The 16,275-nt window shown below is 62.7% G+C and carries 14 protein-coding genes; 10 read left to right on the top strand and 4 right to left on the bottom strand.

Annotated elements, in window-relative coordinates; all coding sequences use genetic code 11:
* Positions 1-225: 225 nt before the first annotated feature.
* Entirely contained in the window at positions 226-1,608 is a 1,383-nt protein-coding gene (locus NUH88_RS05150; protein ID WP_257770361.1) for a sensor histidine kinase, read from the bottom strand.
* A gap of 639 nt (positions 1,609-2,247) precedes the next feature.
* Between NUH88_RS05150 and NUH88_RS05155 the strand changes: the two genes are divergently transcribed.
* The 6 genes from NUH88_RS05155 to fhuB all read left to right on the top strand — a co-directional run bounded on the left by NUH88_RS05155 (position 2,248) and on the right by fhuB (position 9,492).
* Entirely contained in the window at positions 2,248-2,442 is a 195-nt protein-coding gene (locus tag NUH88_RS05155) for a hypothetical protein (RefSeq protein WP_257770362.1), read from the top strand.
* A 157-nt stretch (positions 2,443-2,599) separates the two neighbouring features.
* Complete coding sequence (locus NUH88_RS05160; RefSeq protein ID WP_257770363.1) at positions 2,600-3,640, top strand: siderophore-interacting protein; 1,041 nt, start codon at positions 2,600-2,602, stop codon at positions 3,638-3,640.
* Between the two features lie 27 nt (positions 3,641-3,667).
* Positions 3,668-5,755 (top strand): TonB-dependent receptor, encoded by a 2,088-nt coding sequence (locus NUH88_RS05165; RefSeq protein WP_257770364.1) that lies wholly within the window; start codon positions 3,668-3,670, stop codon positions 5,753-5,755.
* Positions 5,756-5,790: 35 nt separating this feature from the next.
* Positions 5,791-6,558: an ABC transporter ATP-binding protein gene (locus tag NUH88_RS05170; protein WP_257770365.1), complete on the top strand. Its 768-nt coding sequence runs from the start codon at positions 5,791-5,793 to the stop codon at positions 6,556-6,558.
* Between the two features lie 25 nt (positions 6,559-6,583).
* Positions 6,584-7,519, top strand: coding sequence for an ABC transporter substrate-binding protein (locus tag NUH88_RS05175; RefSeq protein ID WP_257770366.1), 936 nt, complete (start codon positions 6,584-6,586; stop codon positions 7,517-7,519).
* Positions 7,519-9,492 (top strand): Fe(3+)-hydroxamate ABC transporter permease FhuB, encoded by a 1,974-nt coding sequence (gene fhuB, locus NUH88_RS05180; RefSeq protein WP_257770367.1) that lies wholly within the window; start codon positions 7,519-7,521, stop codon positions 9,490-9,492. Before NUH88_RS05175 ends, fhuB begins: the two co-directional genes overlap by 1 nt.
* An 18-nt stretch (positions 9,493-9,510) precedes the next feature.
* Here the strand turns inward: fhuB and sbmA are convergent, their stop codons facing one another.
* Together sbmA and NUH88_RS05190 are read right to left on the bottom strand one after the other, a co-directional pair.
* Entirely contained in the window at positions 9,511-10,515 is a 1,005-nt protein-coding gene (sbmA, locus tag NUH88_RS05185) for a peptide antibiotic transporter SbmA (protein ID WP_257770368.1), read from the bottom strand.
* Between the two features lie 98 nt (positions 10,516-10,613).
* On the bottom strand, positions 10,614-12,836 hold the full coding sequence (locus tag NUH88_RS05190) for a PAS domain-containing sensor histidine kinase (RefSeq protein ID WP_257770369.1): 2,223 nt from the start codon (positions 12,834-12,836) through the stop codon (positions 10,614-10,616).
* A 174-nt stretch (positions 12,837-13,010) separates the two neighbouring features.
* Here NUH88_RS05190 and NUH88_RS05195 point away from each other — a divergent pair, with 174 nt between their 5' ends.
* The gene (locus NUH88_RS05195; protein ID WP_257770370.1) at positions 13,011-13,484 is read left to right on the top strand and encodes a GNAT family N-acetyltransferase; all 474 of its coding nucleotides are present in this window, start codon (positions 13,011-13,013) and stop codon (positions 13,482-13,484) included.
* Between the two features lie 9 nt (positions 13,485-13,493).
* Here the strand turns inward: NUH88_RS05195 and NUH88_RS05200 are convergent, their stop codons facing one another.
* Positions 13,494-14,282, bottom strand: coding sequence for an enoyl-CoA hydratase (locus tag NUH88_RS05200; RefSeq protein ID WP_257770372.1), 789 nt, complete (start codon positions 14,280-14,282; stop codon positions 13,494-13,496).
* A gap of 75 nt (positions 14,283-14,357) precedes the next feature.
* On the opposite strand from NUH88_RS05200, the gene NUH88_RS05205 reads away from it, so the two are divergent.
* The 3 genes from NUH88_RS05205 (at position 14,358) to modB (ending at position 16,268) form a co-directional block, all read left to right on the top strand.
* Complete coding sequence (locus tag NUH88_RS05205; protein WP_257770374.1) at positions 14,358-14,732, top strand: winged helix-turn-helix domain-containing protein; 375 nt, start codon at positions 14,358-14,360, stop codon at positions 14,730-14,732.
* Between the two features lie 79 nt (positions 14,733-14,811).
* Positions 14,812-15,594 (top strand): molybdate ABC transporter substrate-binding protein, encoded by a 783-nt coding sequence (gene modA / locus NUH88_RS05210; protein ID WP_257770376.1) that lies wholly within the window; start codon positions 14,812-14,814, stop codon positions 15,592-15,594.
* On the top strand, positions 15,591-16,268 hold the full coding sequence (gene modB, locus NUH88_RS05215; protein ID WP_257770379.1) for a molybdate ABC transporter permease subunit: 678 nt from the start codon (positions 15,591-15,593) through the stop codon (positions 16,266-16,268). The genes modA and modB overlap by 4 nt, the downstream gene beginning before the upstream one ends.
* Positions 16,269-16,275: the final 7 nt, after the last annotated feature.

Consider the following 16,275-nt stretch of genomic DNA (forward strand, 5'->3'; position numbering starts at 1 on the left):
CCTCTATGTTGCAAACCCAATAGAAGCAGAATGCGGTCGTATTCAAATATTATCGTTTTGGATTTATCACATAAATTCGGATAAATCCGAAACACGCGGCCCGCCATGGGCCGGGACCCGCAGAATGCGAAGCAGTAACCAGATCAACTTTATGGTTATGTCGTTTTTCGCAACAAGGCGGGATCACGCACCCGGTCGAGCAAACCGAACCCGATATTGTCCGCGTCAGCTCTGTGGCGGCACCGCGGGCAAGACAACGCTGATTGCCGTGCCGACGCCCGGTTCGCTTTCGATTTCCATTCGCCCCCCATACATTTCGACGAATTTCTTCGACAGCGCGAGGCCGATGCCTTTGCCATGGGGGTTGTAGGTCTTGCCGCTTTCCAGCTGGTTGAACGGCTCCAACGCGCGGGGGATCTCCGCTTCTGTCATCCCAATGCCCGTGTCCGAGACCCTGATCTCAAGGAACCCGCCGTCACGCAGCTTCGCGGACAGTTCAATCCTCCCCCCCTGCAGAGTGTAGTGGATGGCATTGTTCAGAAGGTTGATCAGGACCTGCCGCAGCTTCAAGGGATCCATCAGGACTTGCGGGAGAGGCTCCCTGTTGCGCAACAGTCGGAGATCGATACCCCGCGTCTTAGCAAAAGGCGCAAGCAGATCCCTGCAAAAGACCATAACATCACTGACATTGACCGGCTCGCCATCCACTGGCGGTAGGACGTTGTCCCCCCGTGCAAGGGTCAGCATTTCGTCGATCAGGCTTGCGAGATGCTTGCCGCTCTCGGCAACCAGACAACCATACTCTTTGTATTTCGTTGAACCGATCGGGCCGACCGCCTCGCCACCGATGATCTCGGCAAAGCCGATGATGCTGTTGAGCGGCGTTCGAAGCTCATGGCCGAGCTTGTTGAAAGTCTCCTGTTTGAACTCCCTCTCCAGCTCGGCCTCGCGCTGGGCAAGCTCGAGATTGGCCAAAAGGGTTTCCTTTTCTGCTGCAAGGGACAGCCGCTCTTCCATGGATTTCGCGATGGCACGCCCCCAGACAAGCACGACGGCGACATAGACGAGCCCCATAAGCGCAATGACGACGCTGCCTTCATGCCCCATCAAAGCAATACCGGCGATCGTCCCGATCCCGGCAGGTATCACGTAAGCTCGAAAGACCCGTTGACTGCCGGTCAGACTGAAAGTCGCGCCCGCCAGCATGCCGCACACCGCCATCGCCACGATTGCAAGAACTTCGGGCGGCATCGGGAACCTTGCGATCGCGAGACCGGTCGCGGCCCAGAGCAGCCCCTGACCGGCGACGCAACCGAGCAACCGGCGCTCCCACACGAGCAGCTCCGGGGCCTCAGCTCCGGACTGGAGGAAACCGGAACCGAGGCGGATGCGCAGAAAGGAAAATGCGCCCATCAGAGCGATCCAGACGAGCAAATAGCTCAGCGGAACGTAATTTCTTGCGGCGACCGCGACGAGGCTTGCGATCATGACGTTCGCGAGCGCCGGATAACTCGACCGGAACAGCGGCTCGATCCGCTGATAAAGAAGATCCCCGGCTGCGTCGCGAACGACGGAGTCTTCGATCGGATCCGGAGAAGCCTCACCCATAGACCTTCTGCCCCACTTATCGATCTCGAAGAGCTTACAGGAAGTAAGCCCGCCAGCCTCTCGGGAGTCGAGGCAATACGTGATTTTCGGCATCTAGGCGTGCTCGATCTGTTTGAATTCTCACAATCCTTTCGTGCCCACGCCTAGTACGTCAGCAAAGCTGACATTTCAGAAATGACCAAAAGGTTAAAATTCCGCACAAAAAGGCGCTAAAATTGGACTTGAAATCGAAGCCGTCGCCGAGACATCCCGCGAAATACTCTTTGCGAGTGCCGCTGCGGCGATCTGTTTCCTACACCGTGACGGAATAGATGATCTCCACGGCATTGGCCGCCGGCAAACCTGCCGTTACGAGAGCGACGGCGGCGGCCGCGCCCCTCGGAATGGATTAGACGCTCTTGTTTCGTGTTGTTCCCTTTCTTTTTCGAATTTCCTGTTCTGCGCGGGACGGTGAGTCGAACGAGTCGAACAACGCCTTCATCCGGTCTGCGTCCGGCGTAACGCCGGTAAACAACCCAATCGTGCGGACGGCCTGAAACAGCGCCATGCCAGCGGGGCGTGGTCTTTGGGCCGCCGGTTGAGCTCTTCCACCAGTCCTTCGGCCAAACCACAATTGAGTTCCCGGACCGGCCAAAGGCCGTGAACATTCTCTATGACGGGGACGATAGGTGCGAGTATTTCCAGATATACAGCCCGAACTATGCTGAAGGCTTCTTCTTCGAGATCGCCGAGCGCCGGAACGCATTTGCCGGATATTGCGCAGCGAACGCGCAGTTCAGAATCGCGGCGCAAAAACGGGTCATGAGTCCCGGATCATTTCAGCCCGGCACCTGACACCGCCGTCCCGCATCGCGAAAATACGCCTGATTTCAGATACAAGCGCCAAGCCCACTCGCTTCGGCGCTTGACAATGCGGCGAAATTGCGACTGATTCTGCGAACAACTATCATTTGCAATTGCGGCCGTCGAATGCCGCTACCGGCGCGGGGCCATGCAGTCAGAATTATCCGTAGAACTCGGGAATGCCGGGGTTTGGCTTGACGAGCATATCCGGCATCTTGCGACGCACGACATCCACCCTGTCGAGCGGCGCGAGGGCCGGGCCGTGTTCGAAACCGATTTCGGCACGGTCCGGCTCGCGGCAAGCGGCAAAGGCTTGGATGTCCGGGTCGATTCCAGCGATGCGAACGACCTCACGGTGCTTCAGGGCTCAATCTCCGAAGCCTTAGTCGCGGCAGATCCCGCGCTTTCGAAACGAATCACCTGGAGCGGAGAGGCGCCGAAAACCGGCCGCCCGAAGAATTTCCGGACGATGACAGTAACCGAGGTCCGGCCCGTCTGCGACTGGCTGCTCCGCATGACGCTCGAAGGAGACGACCTTTCCCCTTTCAGCGAGCGCGGGCTTCATGTCCGCCTGATGGCGCCGGCGCAGAGAGACGACCGCGAGATCATATGGCCGACCATCGAAGCCAACGGAACAGTCCGTTATCCAAGCGGTGAAGACGAACTGACGGTCCGAGTCTATACGATCCGGTCGATCGACGCGGAGAACGGAAAGCTCGACGTCGATATCGTTCGCCACCGGGGCGGCGCGTTCTCGGATTGGTCTGAAATGGCGCGGCCCGGTGACATGGTCGGCATGATCGGCCCCGGCGGCGGCTATTTTCCGCCGGAAGGCCGTCTGACGATCGGCGGCGACGACACGGCCGTTCCAGCGATCCTGCGGATCCTGGAAAACCGCACCGGCGATGCCGGGGGCCATGCCGTCATCGGCCTGCGCCAAAATCAGGCGCCGTTGAAAGTCACCCTGCCCGATGGCTTCGCCCTCGACTGGGTTCCGGTCAAAGAATTGCCGGCTGCGATGAAGGAAGCCGCTGCGGCGCACGGCGCCGATCAGTTCGGCTGGTTCGCAGGCGAAGCCGAACAGGCGCGCGAGATACGCAAACATTTCCAGACCGTCCTCGAACTGCCCACGGAGCGGCGCTACAGCGCCGTTTACTGGCGCCGGGACGAGTCCGCTCATTCCCACTGAATTCACAAGTCCGAAGCGAGTACCCAAATGAAGAGACTGTTTCTAACGGCGCTGACCGCCTCCACCGCTCTCACCGCTGTCGCGGCCCAGGCGCAGGATTCAACCGATCCGGTCGCCCTGGACCAGATCACCGTCACATCCGTCACCCGCACGGAAACGCCAGTCGAGGAGAGCACGGTCTCGGTCACCGTCGTGACGCGCGAGGAAATCGAACAGCAGAGCACGGTCAACACACCGGTCGGCGAGATCCTCGGCAAGACCGTTCCCGGTTTCGGACAGCCCACGCAGAACCTGACGGAATACGGCCAGACCTTGCGCGGCCGGAACTTCCTCACCCTGATCGACGGCGTGCCGCAGACCAACACGCTCAACAACAATTACCGGGCGCTCAACAGCATCAGCTCCAGCGCGGTCGAGCAGATCGAAGTCGTGCGCGGCGCGACCGCCGCCTATGGCTTTGGCGCGCCGGGCGGCCTCGTGAACATCATCACCAAGCGGCCAGAGGACGGCGAAATCAATTACGACGCTTCCGCCGGCTTCCGTTTCCAGCCGGAAGATGTCGGGGACTCGGCCAGCTACAATGCCAATGTCGGCGCGTCAGGCCGGACCGGGCATATCGACTATCTGGTGAACGGCAATTTCGATCGTGCCGGCAGCAGCTTCACCGCGGACGGAGAGCGTCGCCCGCCAGACAGCTACGGCACCCAGGGCGGCACCGACGATGTCGATTCCTACAATTTCCTCGGTAAGGTCGGCTTCGAACGCGAGGACCACCGCCTGCAGCTCAGCGCCAACTATTACGACTACACCCAGGATAGCGACTGGGCCGGTGTGGTTGGCGGCGGCAGCATCGCGAACAACACCAGCGCGACGCCCTCCAGGGGCAATCTCAATACCAAGAAGCCCGGCATCGAAAACCTGACCCTCAACGCGACCTACAGCAACATCGACGTGCTGGGCAGCGCGGTCAGCCTGCAGGGTTACTTCAACAACAACACGACGACCTTCACCCGGACCGAATTCCTGAATTTCGTCTATAACCAGTACGAAACCGAGTCCGAGAAATATGGAACGCGTCTGACCATCGACACACCGCTCCCGGTCGACGCCCTGCCGGTCAACCTGATCTGGGGCATGGACTACATCCACGACAAGACCGTGGTGAACGACATCGACGCCCCCTCCACCGTTCCCGATTACACGATGAACGGTTACGCCCCCTTCGCGCAGCTCCAGGCGGACCTGACGCCGGAGCTCAAAGTGACCGGCGGGGTTCGCTATGAGTTCATCGATGTCGATATCCCGACCCATGTGAACGAGCTCGGAACCACGGTGAATGGCGGAACCGTCGACTATCGCGAACCGCTCTTCAATATCAGCGCCTCCTACCAGCTGCTCGAAGGCCTAGGTGTCTTCGGCGGCTACTCCGAAGGCTTCCAGCTCGGCGATCTCGGCCGCTATCTCTATGATTCCGGCTTTACCGATGTCTCCCAGCTCTCCTCCGAGGGGCAGAAGACCGAAAGCTACGAGCTCGGCTTCCGGATCGAGCATGGCGGCCTGCTGCTTGAGCCGACCGTGTTCTATAACGAATCCAACAACGGCGTGACCTATGACGAGAACCTGAACATCCAGCTCGCGCCGGAGAAGGTCTACGGCGTCGAGGTCAATGCCGCCTATGCCCTGCATGAGAAAGTCGATATCGGCGGCACCTTCACCTGGCTCGAAGGCCGCTACGATGCCAACGGCGACGGCGATTACGATACCGATCTCGGCTCCGACCGGATCGCGCCGCACAAGATCACGACCTTCATCGAAGCGCGCCCCTGGGACATCGCCTCGTTCCGACTGCAGTCGCTCTACTCCGGCTACCGCAATCCGGACAGCAACCAGTTCAGCGGGCTGCAGACCATCGAGGACTATTTCATCGTCGACCTGCTGAGCCGTTTCCAGGTCGGACCGGGCGTCCTCAGTTTCGGCGTCGAGAACCTGTTCGACGAAAGCTACGTGCCGGTTCTGCAGCAGTCCTACTCTGTGCAGTCCTACGCCTATGACGATTACTATTACGTCAAAGGCCCCGGCCGGACGGTGTCGCTGGCTTACAGCGTGAAGTTCTGATCTAAGGGGGCGCTCACCGGCGCGGGGCTGTCACGATGTACGAGATAAGCGACCTCAGGGTCTCCTATGGAGGACGGACCGTCCTCGATCTCGAGCAGCTGACGATCGCCCCGGGCCGGTTTACCGTCATTCTCGGCCAGAACGGGTCCGGCAAATCGACCCTGATGAAAATCCTCGCGCGCCAGCAAAGCGCCGGAAGCGGCCGTGTCCTGCTCAAAGGCCGGCCGATCGGGGAATACAGCCAGGCGGAGTTCGCACGGACCGTCGCCTATCTTCCGCAGAACCTGCCAGAAGCGCCCGGCCTCGACACAAAGGCACTCTGCCGGCTCGGCCGCTATCCCTGGCGTGGCGCCTTCGCCCGCTGGCGTCCGGAGGACGACAGGATCGTCGCCGACTGCCTGAAGGCGATGAATGTCGAGCACTATGCCGGCGAACTGGTCGACCATCTCTCCGGCGGCGAGCGCCAACGCGGTTGGATCGCCATGGCGCTGGCGCAGAAGGCGGACTGCGTGCTTCTCGATGAGCCGGTCTCCGCCCTCGACGTCGCGCATCAGATCGAAGTCGTCGAGCATCTCTCCCGACAGAACAAGGAGACCGGGATCGGCGTCGTTGCCATCCTGCACGACATCAATCTCGCGGCCCGCTATGCCGACGAAATCGTGACCCTGAAGCAAGGCCGGTTGGCCTTCAAGGGCGCCTCCGAGGATTTGCTGGACAGTGCTCGGCTCCGGGAATTGTTCGGCCATCCCTTTTCCATCGCGCGGCATCCCCGCGACGACCGTCTCGTTGCGCTGAGCGACTGAGCCCAGATATCACAAGGATCCCTCCATGCGCTCCCTCGCAAGACGCCTTCTCTGCGCCGGCCTGCTCCTTGCGGCATCCGCCTGGATCGGACCGGTACCGCTCTTCGCCGGCGAGGCGCGCAGCATCACGGACGCGCGCGGGCCGCACAGCTTCGCCTCCGCACCAGAGCGGGTGATCTCGCTCAACTGGGCCCTCACCGAACAGCTGATCTCGCTCGGGATCGCACCGGTCGGAGTCGCCGATCCCGAAGGCTATTCGAACTGGGTCGCAGTGCCCGCCATTCCCGAGGCGTCGGTCGACATCGGCAAGCGCGAAGCTCCGAACCTTGAGCGAATCCTCGGCCTGCAGCCCGACCTGCTCCTGCTCGGCGGCCAGCAATCGGCCTATGTTCAGCATGCGGAAGCCGTCGCGCCGGCGCTGCAGTTCCAACTTTATAGCGAAGACCACGACAACGCGGCTGCGATCCGGGATAACTTCCTCGCGCTCGGAACCCTGTTCGACCGGCGCGCGCTCGCCGAGCAGAAGCTCGCGGAGATGGACCGGAACCTTGCCCGCCTGAGAGACGAGATCGCCGCCGCCTATCCGGACGGCGCCCCGAAAGTGACCTTAGTGCGCTTCATCGACGACAAACGGGTGGTGATTTCCGGCAAGAACGGCATGCCGGAGGCCGCCATGAACGCGCTCGGCCTCAAGAGCGGCTATCCGACGGAAAACTCTCGCTGGGGTATCGCCTTTAAACCGGTCACAGCGCTCGCTGCGATCAAGGAAGGGTATGTCTTACACATGGAGCCGTTCGAGAAGGGAGACCAGCTCTTCAACACGGAACTCTGGCACGAAATGCCGTTCGTGAAGTCGGACCGGTTCCGCACCTTGCCAACGCTCTGGACTTATGGCGGCGCGCTTTCGATAGGACGGATTGGCGAACAGATCGCCGAGACCCTGATGGCCGACAAGAACTGATGCGCCCCGCCGCGATCGCGCTGGCCCTGCTTCTCGGCAGCGTCGTGCTGCATGTGGCGGCCGGCTATCCCACGGGACTGACGCTGCGCGAGCTGATCGACGGCACCGGCCTCCAAAGCCTTCTGTTCTGGAGCTCGGAACTGCCTCGCGTCGCGATGGCGCTGCTGGTGGGCGCCGGCCTCGGCCTCGCCGGCAGCACCATGCAGGAAATAACCCGAAACCCGCTAGCCTCGCCTTCGACGCTGGGCACCATCGTCGGCGCCTGGCTGGCGCTGATGGTCGCGACCGTCTTCTGGCCGGAATTCGCAGGCCGCTACGGTGTCTGGATCTGCCTCTTCGGAGGACTCTCTGTCACCGCAGTCGTGCTCACCGTATCCGGGCTCTCGCGCATGGACGGGATCGTTGTGATCGTCGTCGGAATGGCGACCAACCTCTTCCTCGGGGGTGTCGTTCTGGTGCTCGCACTGCTGAACGGCGAAACCGTGCAGGCCGTTTTCGTTTGGGTCGCGGGGGATCTCACACAGACCGGCTGGGCCGACGCTCAATGGCTCGCGCCACAGATCGCCGTTGGCGCCGCCCTCATCCTCGCCCTTGCCCGTCCGCTGACCATCCTGCGGCTTGGCCAGGATGCAGCCAGAGCCCGCGGATTGGCGGTCCTGCCGCTGGTGATCGTGCTGCTCTCGCTCTCCGTCTGGCTGACCGCGGCCTCCATCGCGGTGGTCGGCGCCATCGGCTTCATCGGCCTGATCGCACCGAACGCGGTCCGCCTGCTGGGCGTCCGCTCGGTCGTTCCCGGCCTGCTGCTCGGCGCTCTTCTCGGAGCAGCGAGCCTCACCCTCACCGACGCCATTCCCGTCGCGCTCACCGACTGGTCCCGCACGCTCATCCCAAGCGGGTCGGCTGCGGCCCTAATCGGCGCCCCGGTACTGGTCCTGGTCGCGATGAAACAAATGCGGCCGGATGCCTCAAGCGGCTTCCAGATGGTCTGGGGACTTGAAAAGCTTCCTCCATTCGCGCAGCCGGCTCTCAGTATCGCCGCCATCGCGGCAACCGCGCTCGCCATCGGTTTCGGAGCCTCACCCGACGGTGCGGTCTGGATTGGCGATCAGGCGGAACGCCTCCGTCCGATGCTGATCTCTCTGCGCTGGCCGAGCGTCATAGCGGCAGCGGGTGCCGGAGCCGCACTCGCGACCGTCGGGGTGATCCTGCAACGTCTTCTGCGCAACCCGCTCGCCAGTCCGGACGTTCTCGGCGTCACCGCCGGCGCCACCTTCACCGCTGTTGCCGGCGTGGTCTTTCTTGGCTTGCCGGCCGCCGAAACCGCGATCCCCAGCGCCGCTTTCGGCGCCTTTGCCGTTCTGATCCTGCTTTCCCTGCTCTGGCGCCGCAGCGAGACGCCGCCTGCCATGCTGATCCTGGCCGGTATCGCGCTGGCGGCCCTGCTCGACGCACTGATCCAGTTCGCGATGGCGCGCGCCGGCTCGGAAGCGAATGAGCTCCTGGTCTGGCGCACCGGCGCAACCTCCCTCGCGACGCCGACCGGGGCAGTGACACTATTCGTCACCGCAGCTGTCATCCTCGCGCTCGCCCTGTCGTTCCGTCGCTGGCTGACCCTGCTGACCTTCGGCGAGGGCATGGCCTCGGCACGAGGGCTCGGCGTGATCCGCGCGCGTCGCACCTTGCTGGTGCTCGTCGCCGCCGGCGCCGGCAGCGTCGTCGCCTGGGTCGGACCGATTTCCTTCATCGGCCTGCTGGCGCCGCACGCGGCCACTATGCTGGGCGCCCGGCAGGTGGGTCAGCAACTCGTCGTCGCCACCGCGCTCGGCACGATCCTGCTTGTCGCGGCGGAAGTCACCGGCCGCTTCGTCGCCTATCCGAACCAGCTTCCGACCGGCGCCGTCGCATCGCTGATCGGCGGCGCCTATCTCTTCGGACTGCTGCTGCTCTCGCTTTTCCGGCGCAAAAGCATCTGACGCCGGCCGGACCGCCGCTCAGTCCGCCGCCTCCGGCTGCGGGACGGGTGGCATCGATCCGATCTGGGCCTCGAAGGCACGCAGACGCTTGTAGACGGAGATCAATTCGACGATCGTGCCCCAACTCCGCACCAGGAACTGGAAAGACGATTCGACCCGCCCGAAGGCGCGGACGATCTGCTGCATGACGCCAAGCGTAATGCCGGCCGCGACGATGGTCGGCGCCAACGCGATATAGGGCACCAGCACGCCGAACTGCAGGTAGCTCCATTTCGCGACATCGAAATACATGTAGTGGAAGAACAGGCGGAAATAGTTCCGGCGGACATTCAGGAACAGCTCGCGCACGGTCGGTGGATCGGCGCGCTCCTCGTGATCCTCGCCATAAACCAGTTCCTTGCGATAGGCCGCCTCGACCTTCTGGTTGTTGAACTCGAGCCCCGGCAGCTTGATCCCCACCGCCGCGAGAACCGCCGTTCCGAAGAGGGCAAAGATGATGGCGACATAGACCAGGGCATGATCGACCTCGCCGAAAAACGGGACGACCTTGATCTGTTTCGAGAGCCCCCAGAGGATCGGCAGGAAAGCAATCAGGGTCATCAGGGAGTCAAGCAGATTGCTCCCGAGGGATTCCATGATCACGGCAAAGCGTCTCGTGTCTTCCTGGACGCGCTGGCTCGCGCCCTCGATATGGCGCAGATGCTGCCAATGGCTCATGTAGAAATTGTTCATCGCCTGGCGCCACCGGAAAACCCAGTGCTTGGTGAAGAAGCTGAGCATGACGGCGACGAATATGTAGATCCCGGCGATCTGTCCGAAGGTCATCAGGAACCGGTAGAACTCGCCGATGCTGATGCTGCCAGGCTCGCCCAACGCCTTTTGCACCGTGTCGTAAAAGCCGCCGAACCACTCGTTGATCTGGACGTCCAGCTGCACTTGATACCAGGTGCCGCCAAAGATGATCGCCATACCAACCCATGCCCAGACCGCCCATTCGCGGGTCAGGAAAAAGGATCGAAACATCAGGTTATCCGTTCTCGGTTCCGTTCAATTGAGAGGATGTAAAGGCGGATGGAGCGCGGAACAACCGCAGCCATCATTTTGCCGAGATATTTTTGGGATCAGCTGCTGCCGCCGAGGTCTTCTTCGAGCACCGCCTTAGGGCCTGCCAGTTCAAGCGGATCCTGCGGCAGCCCCTCACCGAGAGCAGCCTGCAGCCATACCGTCACCTTGGTCCCGACGCCCAGCGTGCTCTCGATCTTGAGCTCGCCACCATGAGCTTCGACAAGAGATTTGACGATACTGAGACCGAGCCCTGTGCCCTCCCGGCTGTGATGAGGATGACTGCTAGCCTGCGCGAACGGGTCGGTGATGGTCGGCAGTTTCTCGGGTGGAATCCCCTCACCGCTGTCCTCGACCGAGATTGCGATCATATCGCCTCGGTCCGGTTGCGCGACCAGCCGGATCCAGCCGCCTTCCGGCGTGAATTTCACCGAGTTGGACAGGAGGTTCAGAATGATTTGGTGCAACGAACGCTCGTCAGCATATGCCGTCAGTTGGGCCCCAGGGACCCCCACCTCGAGATTGATCGACTTGTCCGCGGCGATAGGCGAAACCTCGACCGTACAATCCTTCATCAGTTCCAGCAGGTCGATCTCTTCCTTGTTGAGCGTCCGCTTCCCGGCCTCGATCGCGGCAATGTCGAGAATATCGTTCACCAGCGCGAGCATGTGGGCGCCGCTGTCGTTAATCGCTTCGGCATATTCGCGGTAAGTGTCCTGCCCCAGCGATCCGAGCACCTCCTTGGAGAGCATTTCGCTGAAGCCGAGGATCGCGTTCAGCGGCGTCCGGAATTCGTGGCTCATCGTGGCGAGGAACTCGGACTTCGCCCGGTTCGCACGTTCGGCATCGAGGCGCGCGCGGTCACGGGAGATTTCCGCCTCGCGCTGCTGGGTGACGTCGCTGCCCGTGCCGCGATAGCCGACGAATTCGCCGTCATTGTCGAATACCGGAATACCGTTGATGACCACCGCGACTTCATGCCCGCCATCGCCGCGCAGGAGGTAGCGGAATCCGCTGAACGGCCGTCTGGCCTCGATATCGGCGATGTGCTTGCGCCACTTCTCAGATGTCAGATCCTCGATTGTCGCCTCGAAGCGGCTCTTGCCAAGGTTGCTCTCCGGTACTAGGCCGCTGTAATCGCGCGAACCGTGCGCGAAATAAGTGAAGCGCCCCTCCGTGTCCGTTTCCCAGAGCCAGTCGGAAGAGGCCTCGGCGAAATCGCGAAATCGCTTCTCGCTTTCGAACAGCTGCCGCTCTACGCGTTTGCGGTCGGTCAGATCCTGCATGACGCCGACAACCCCCGGGCGATCGGTACCTTCGATTAGAAGAGGGACCTTTGAGACCACGAATTCCCGTTTCGCCCCTGCGGGACCCGCCATCCGCAGATCGAGGATCTCCGGCCGCCCTCGCAGAACGAAATCCTTGTCGACGGCGAAAACCCTCGCTGCCGCCGGATCGCTCAACACGTCCCCTATTTCATGCCCGACGATATTGTCGGCGGCTCGGTTGACCAACTCGGCGAAGGCCCTGTTCGCGCTGATGATCTTTCCAGCGAGGTCTTCCAGGACGATCGGGATCGAGATCGCATCGATGATACTCTGCTGGATCGCGAGCTGCTTGCGGAGCGCCTCGTCCGCGTGACTGCGCGCCGCGCCTTCGGCTTCGGCCCTCTCCATCAGGCGATGTTGCGCCACCAGGATCAGGCCGATCGCGACCGCGATCGCCAGGACCTCGGCGATGATGAAACCGTATGGCGCGAACCATTCGACCGGCCGCAGGAACGGGTAATCGAACCGGTGCAAGCCCCAGAGCGCGAAAGCGACGGCCACAACCTTGTGCCAGAAACCCGCGGCACCGTGCGGAGCCACCCGCCAAAGCAGGACGCCGGCGAACAGCAGCACGCTGCCGGCAAGCAAATAGACCGGCAGCGTCCGCGCAACAAAGCCAAGGTCGACGATTGCAGCAAACAACACCCAGAAGGCAACCAGACAGGTTCCAACGACGACAACCGGCGGCCTTATATTCAGGCCGGCGAAAACCCAGGCGCCAGCCAGCATCAGCATGGCGGCCGCAGCCTGGAGGATATCCCCCAGAACCGCATTCAGAGGCGACCGCACGAATATCATGCAGGCATAGGTTACAATCTGGATCCAGAATCCGGCGGCCCAGTACCCGATACCAGGCGCGGCATTCGAAACAATCCGGAGATAGGTTAGGACGGCGGCGAGCAGAAACGTCCCGAGCATCGCACCGAGCACCGCTGTCTGCAGGGAGATCGCCATGTCAGTCAATCCGCCGGTCGTGAACGGTTCTTGAATTTCTATCGAACCGACAATTTCTTGAAAACTAAGTCAGTTATCGGGATTTGTCATCCTTACCGACGCCGTTCTCGTGGACATATCATCGCAGCTTGAGACAAGGGCAGCCTACTTGGTAGGTTTCGGGAACCCTTTTCAGTGGAGGCCCTGTTGGACATCCGGATCGACGATTTGAGCGGCACCGAAATCGCGGCGCTGCTGAGCGCGCATATGGATCACGGAAACGCGCATTCGCCGCCGGAAAGCGTGCATGCGCTCGATATCGACGGTCTGCGCGCGCCGGACATCACCTTCTGGAGTGTCTGGGAAGATGGGGAGTTGCTCGGCTGCGGTGCGATCCGGGAACTGAGTCCAGAGCATGGCGAACTCAAGTCCATGCATACGGCGGCCCGCCATCGTGGCAAGGGAGTCGGCCGCGCGATGGTCGAGCATATCCTGAAAGAGGCCCGCGCCCGCGGCTACCGTCGAATCAGCCTCGAGACCGGCTCCATGGAGGCCTTCGCTCCGGCGCGCGCACTTTATGCCCGTTTCGGCTTTACCGAATGCCCACCTTTCGGCAGTTACAGCCTCGACCCCTACAGCACCTTCATGACCTGCGAGCTGGCGGCCTGAGAGCGGCCCTCAGCGTCCTTGCCAGTCCGGTTTGCGCTTCTCGAGGAAGGCCGACATGCCTTCGCGGAAATCGGCGCTGGTATAGGCGCTGACAATCAGATCGTGATCGTCCGGCACTGCGCCGGCGCTCTTCAGACGCCGGAGCGCCTCCTTTGTCACCCGCATGGTGATCGGCGCGTGGCCCTTCATCGTTTCGGCGAGAGCCGACGCGCGCTCCGTCACCGCGTCCTTATCCGCGAGGACTTCCGAGACAAGGCCGATCGCCTTCGCCTCCTCTCCGCCGATCAGGCGCGCCGTCAGCAACATCTCGGAAACGCGAGCCGGGCCGACAAGCCAGGACAGCCGCCGCAGGTTCTCGTTCGAGAGGCAATTGCCGAGCGTCCGGGCGATCGGGAAACCGTATTTGAGATCGGCGGCAGCGATCCGGATGTCGCAGGCGGCAGCGATCGCCGCGCCGCCGCCGGTGCAGGCGCCGTGGATCGCGGCAATCGTCGGCACTTCGCAGCGCTCGATATCGTTCATCATCTTGTTGCCGTTCGCCTCGTAGGCGAGCGCGTCATCGGCGCCGGAGAAATCCTTGAACTGGCCGATATCGGTCCCTGCGGCGAAGGCCTTGTCTCCGGCTCCCGACATCACAATGGCAGCGACCTCGCCGCCTGCCCTCGCCTCCCGGCAGATTTTCGCCACGCCCGCATACATCGCGAAGGTGAACGCGTTGCGGGCCTGCGGCCGGTTGAAGGTGATCCAGCCAATGCCGTCCTTCACCTCATAAAGAAGTTCATCCGTTGCGCCCGTCATCACGCCTCCCGCTGACCGTTCCGGTCTTTAGATTTTGCCGATGTGCCACGAAGAACTCCGTGGCAAAGTCGCCCCATGAAAGCAGGAAACAAAACCCTCGGTCCACGCCTGCGCGTCGTTCTCGACACGAATATCGCCATCGGCCCCGGGCAAGCGGACCTTCTCGAAGCGATCGGCGAGACCGGCTCGATCAGTCAGGCCGGGCGCAGCATGGGAATGAGCTACCGGCGGGCATGGCTCTTGGTGCAGAAGATGAACGGGCATTTCTCCGGGCCACTCGTGCAGACCGCGAAGGGGGGCAATAGCGGCGGCGGCGCGCAGCTTACGCCCCTCGGACGGGAGGTCGTGGCCTGTTACCGGCAAATGGAGGCACGCGCCTCCGATATCCTCAGGCCGGAAATCGAGCGACTGCGCGACCTGCTGGCGAACGACCTGCCGCAGGACGGCTAGAGTGCCTTGCTTGACGCTTCCGATATATCCAGGTGTATATATCGATCGTCTCCAGCGCCCGAACGAGTCCCGGCCGATCATGACCGCCCCCTTCCGCCTTTATACTCTCGCTCTGCTCCTTGCCTTCTTTCTGGTGGGGCCGGCTCGCGGTACGAACGCGGCCGAAGCAAATATCGCGGTCGCCGCGAATTTCACCTCGGCAGCGGAGGATCTCGCCGCCGCATTCGAACAAAAGACCGGTCACCGCGTAATCCTCTCAACCGGCTCGACCGGTCAGCTCTATGCCCAGATCACCCAGGGCGCCCCTTTCGACGCCCTGCTCGCCGCCGATACGGCGCGTCCGGAGCGACTTCATGCGGTCGGCATGGCCGGCGCGGCGCCTTTCACTTACGCGACCGGCCGGCTCGCCCTCTGGAGCCCGGATCCAGCGCTGATCCCCGGTGACGGTCAGACCTTCCTCGCCGCCGGGGTCGCGGGCCGCCTCGCCATCGCCAACCCGAAGCTCGCACCATACGGGCTCGCAGCGAAAGAAACTCTCACCGCGATGGGGCTGTGGGAGCGATACAATGCCAGCCTCGCCATGGGGCAGAACATCGCCCAGACCTTCCAGATGACCGCGTCCGGCGCCGCGCCGGCCGGATTCGTAGCGCTCTCCCAGATCCTCGCGGCGCCTGCGGAGCTTCGCGGGAGTCACTGGCCGGTTCCTGCAGCGATGCACGCACCGATCCACCAGAGCGCTGTTCTCCTGAAGAGAGGCTCAGGAAACGACGCCGCCGAGGCTTTCCTTGCCTATCTGACAGCGCCGGACGGCTGCGGCACGATCCGTGCCGCCGGCTACACGCCCAGCGGCAGCTGCCGATGAGCGACGGCGATCTCTCCGCCATCCTGCTGACCCTGCAACTCGCGGGCGCGACCGCGATCATCCTCGTGCTGCTCTCGACACCGCTCGCCTGGTGGCTGGCCCATACCGGCTCGCGCCTGCGCTGGGTCGTCGAACCGGTCGTCGCGCTGCCGCTCGTGCTGCCGCCGACGGTGCTGGGATTCTATCTGCTGATCCTGCTCGGCCCGGCAGGCGCGCTCGGCGGCGCCTGGGTCGCGCTCACAGGCGACAGCCTCGCCTTTTCCTTTTCCGGGCTGCTGATTGCCTCGCTCGTCTACTCGCTGCCATTCGCCGTGCAGCCGCTACAGACCGCGTTCCAGGCGGTCGGCACCAAGCACATGGAAGCGGCGGCAACGCTCGGTGCCTCGCCGCTCGACGCATTTCTGACGGTCGCCTCTCCCATCGCGCTGCGCGGCTACCTGACGGCCTTCGTGCTTACCTTCGCGCACACGGTCGGGGAGTTCGGGGTGGTGCTGATGGTCGGCGGCAATATCCCCGAGCGCACCCGCGTGATCTCCATCGCCATTTTCGAGCATGTGGAAACGCTCTCCTACGGCGAGGCGCATCGGCTCTCGCTCGGCTTGCTCGTCTTCTCCTTCCTGGTGCTGATGGCGGTCACGATCCTGCATCGGCGCGCGCCGGTCAGAGCCGGGTGAGGCGCCG

This window comes from Nisaea acidiphila (assembly GCF_024662015.1).
Lineage (GTDB): Bacteria > Pseudomonadota > Alphaproteobacteria > Thalassobaculales > Thalassobaculaceae > Nisaea > Nisaea acidiphila.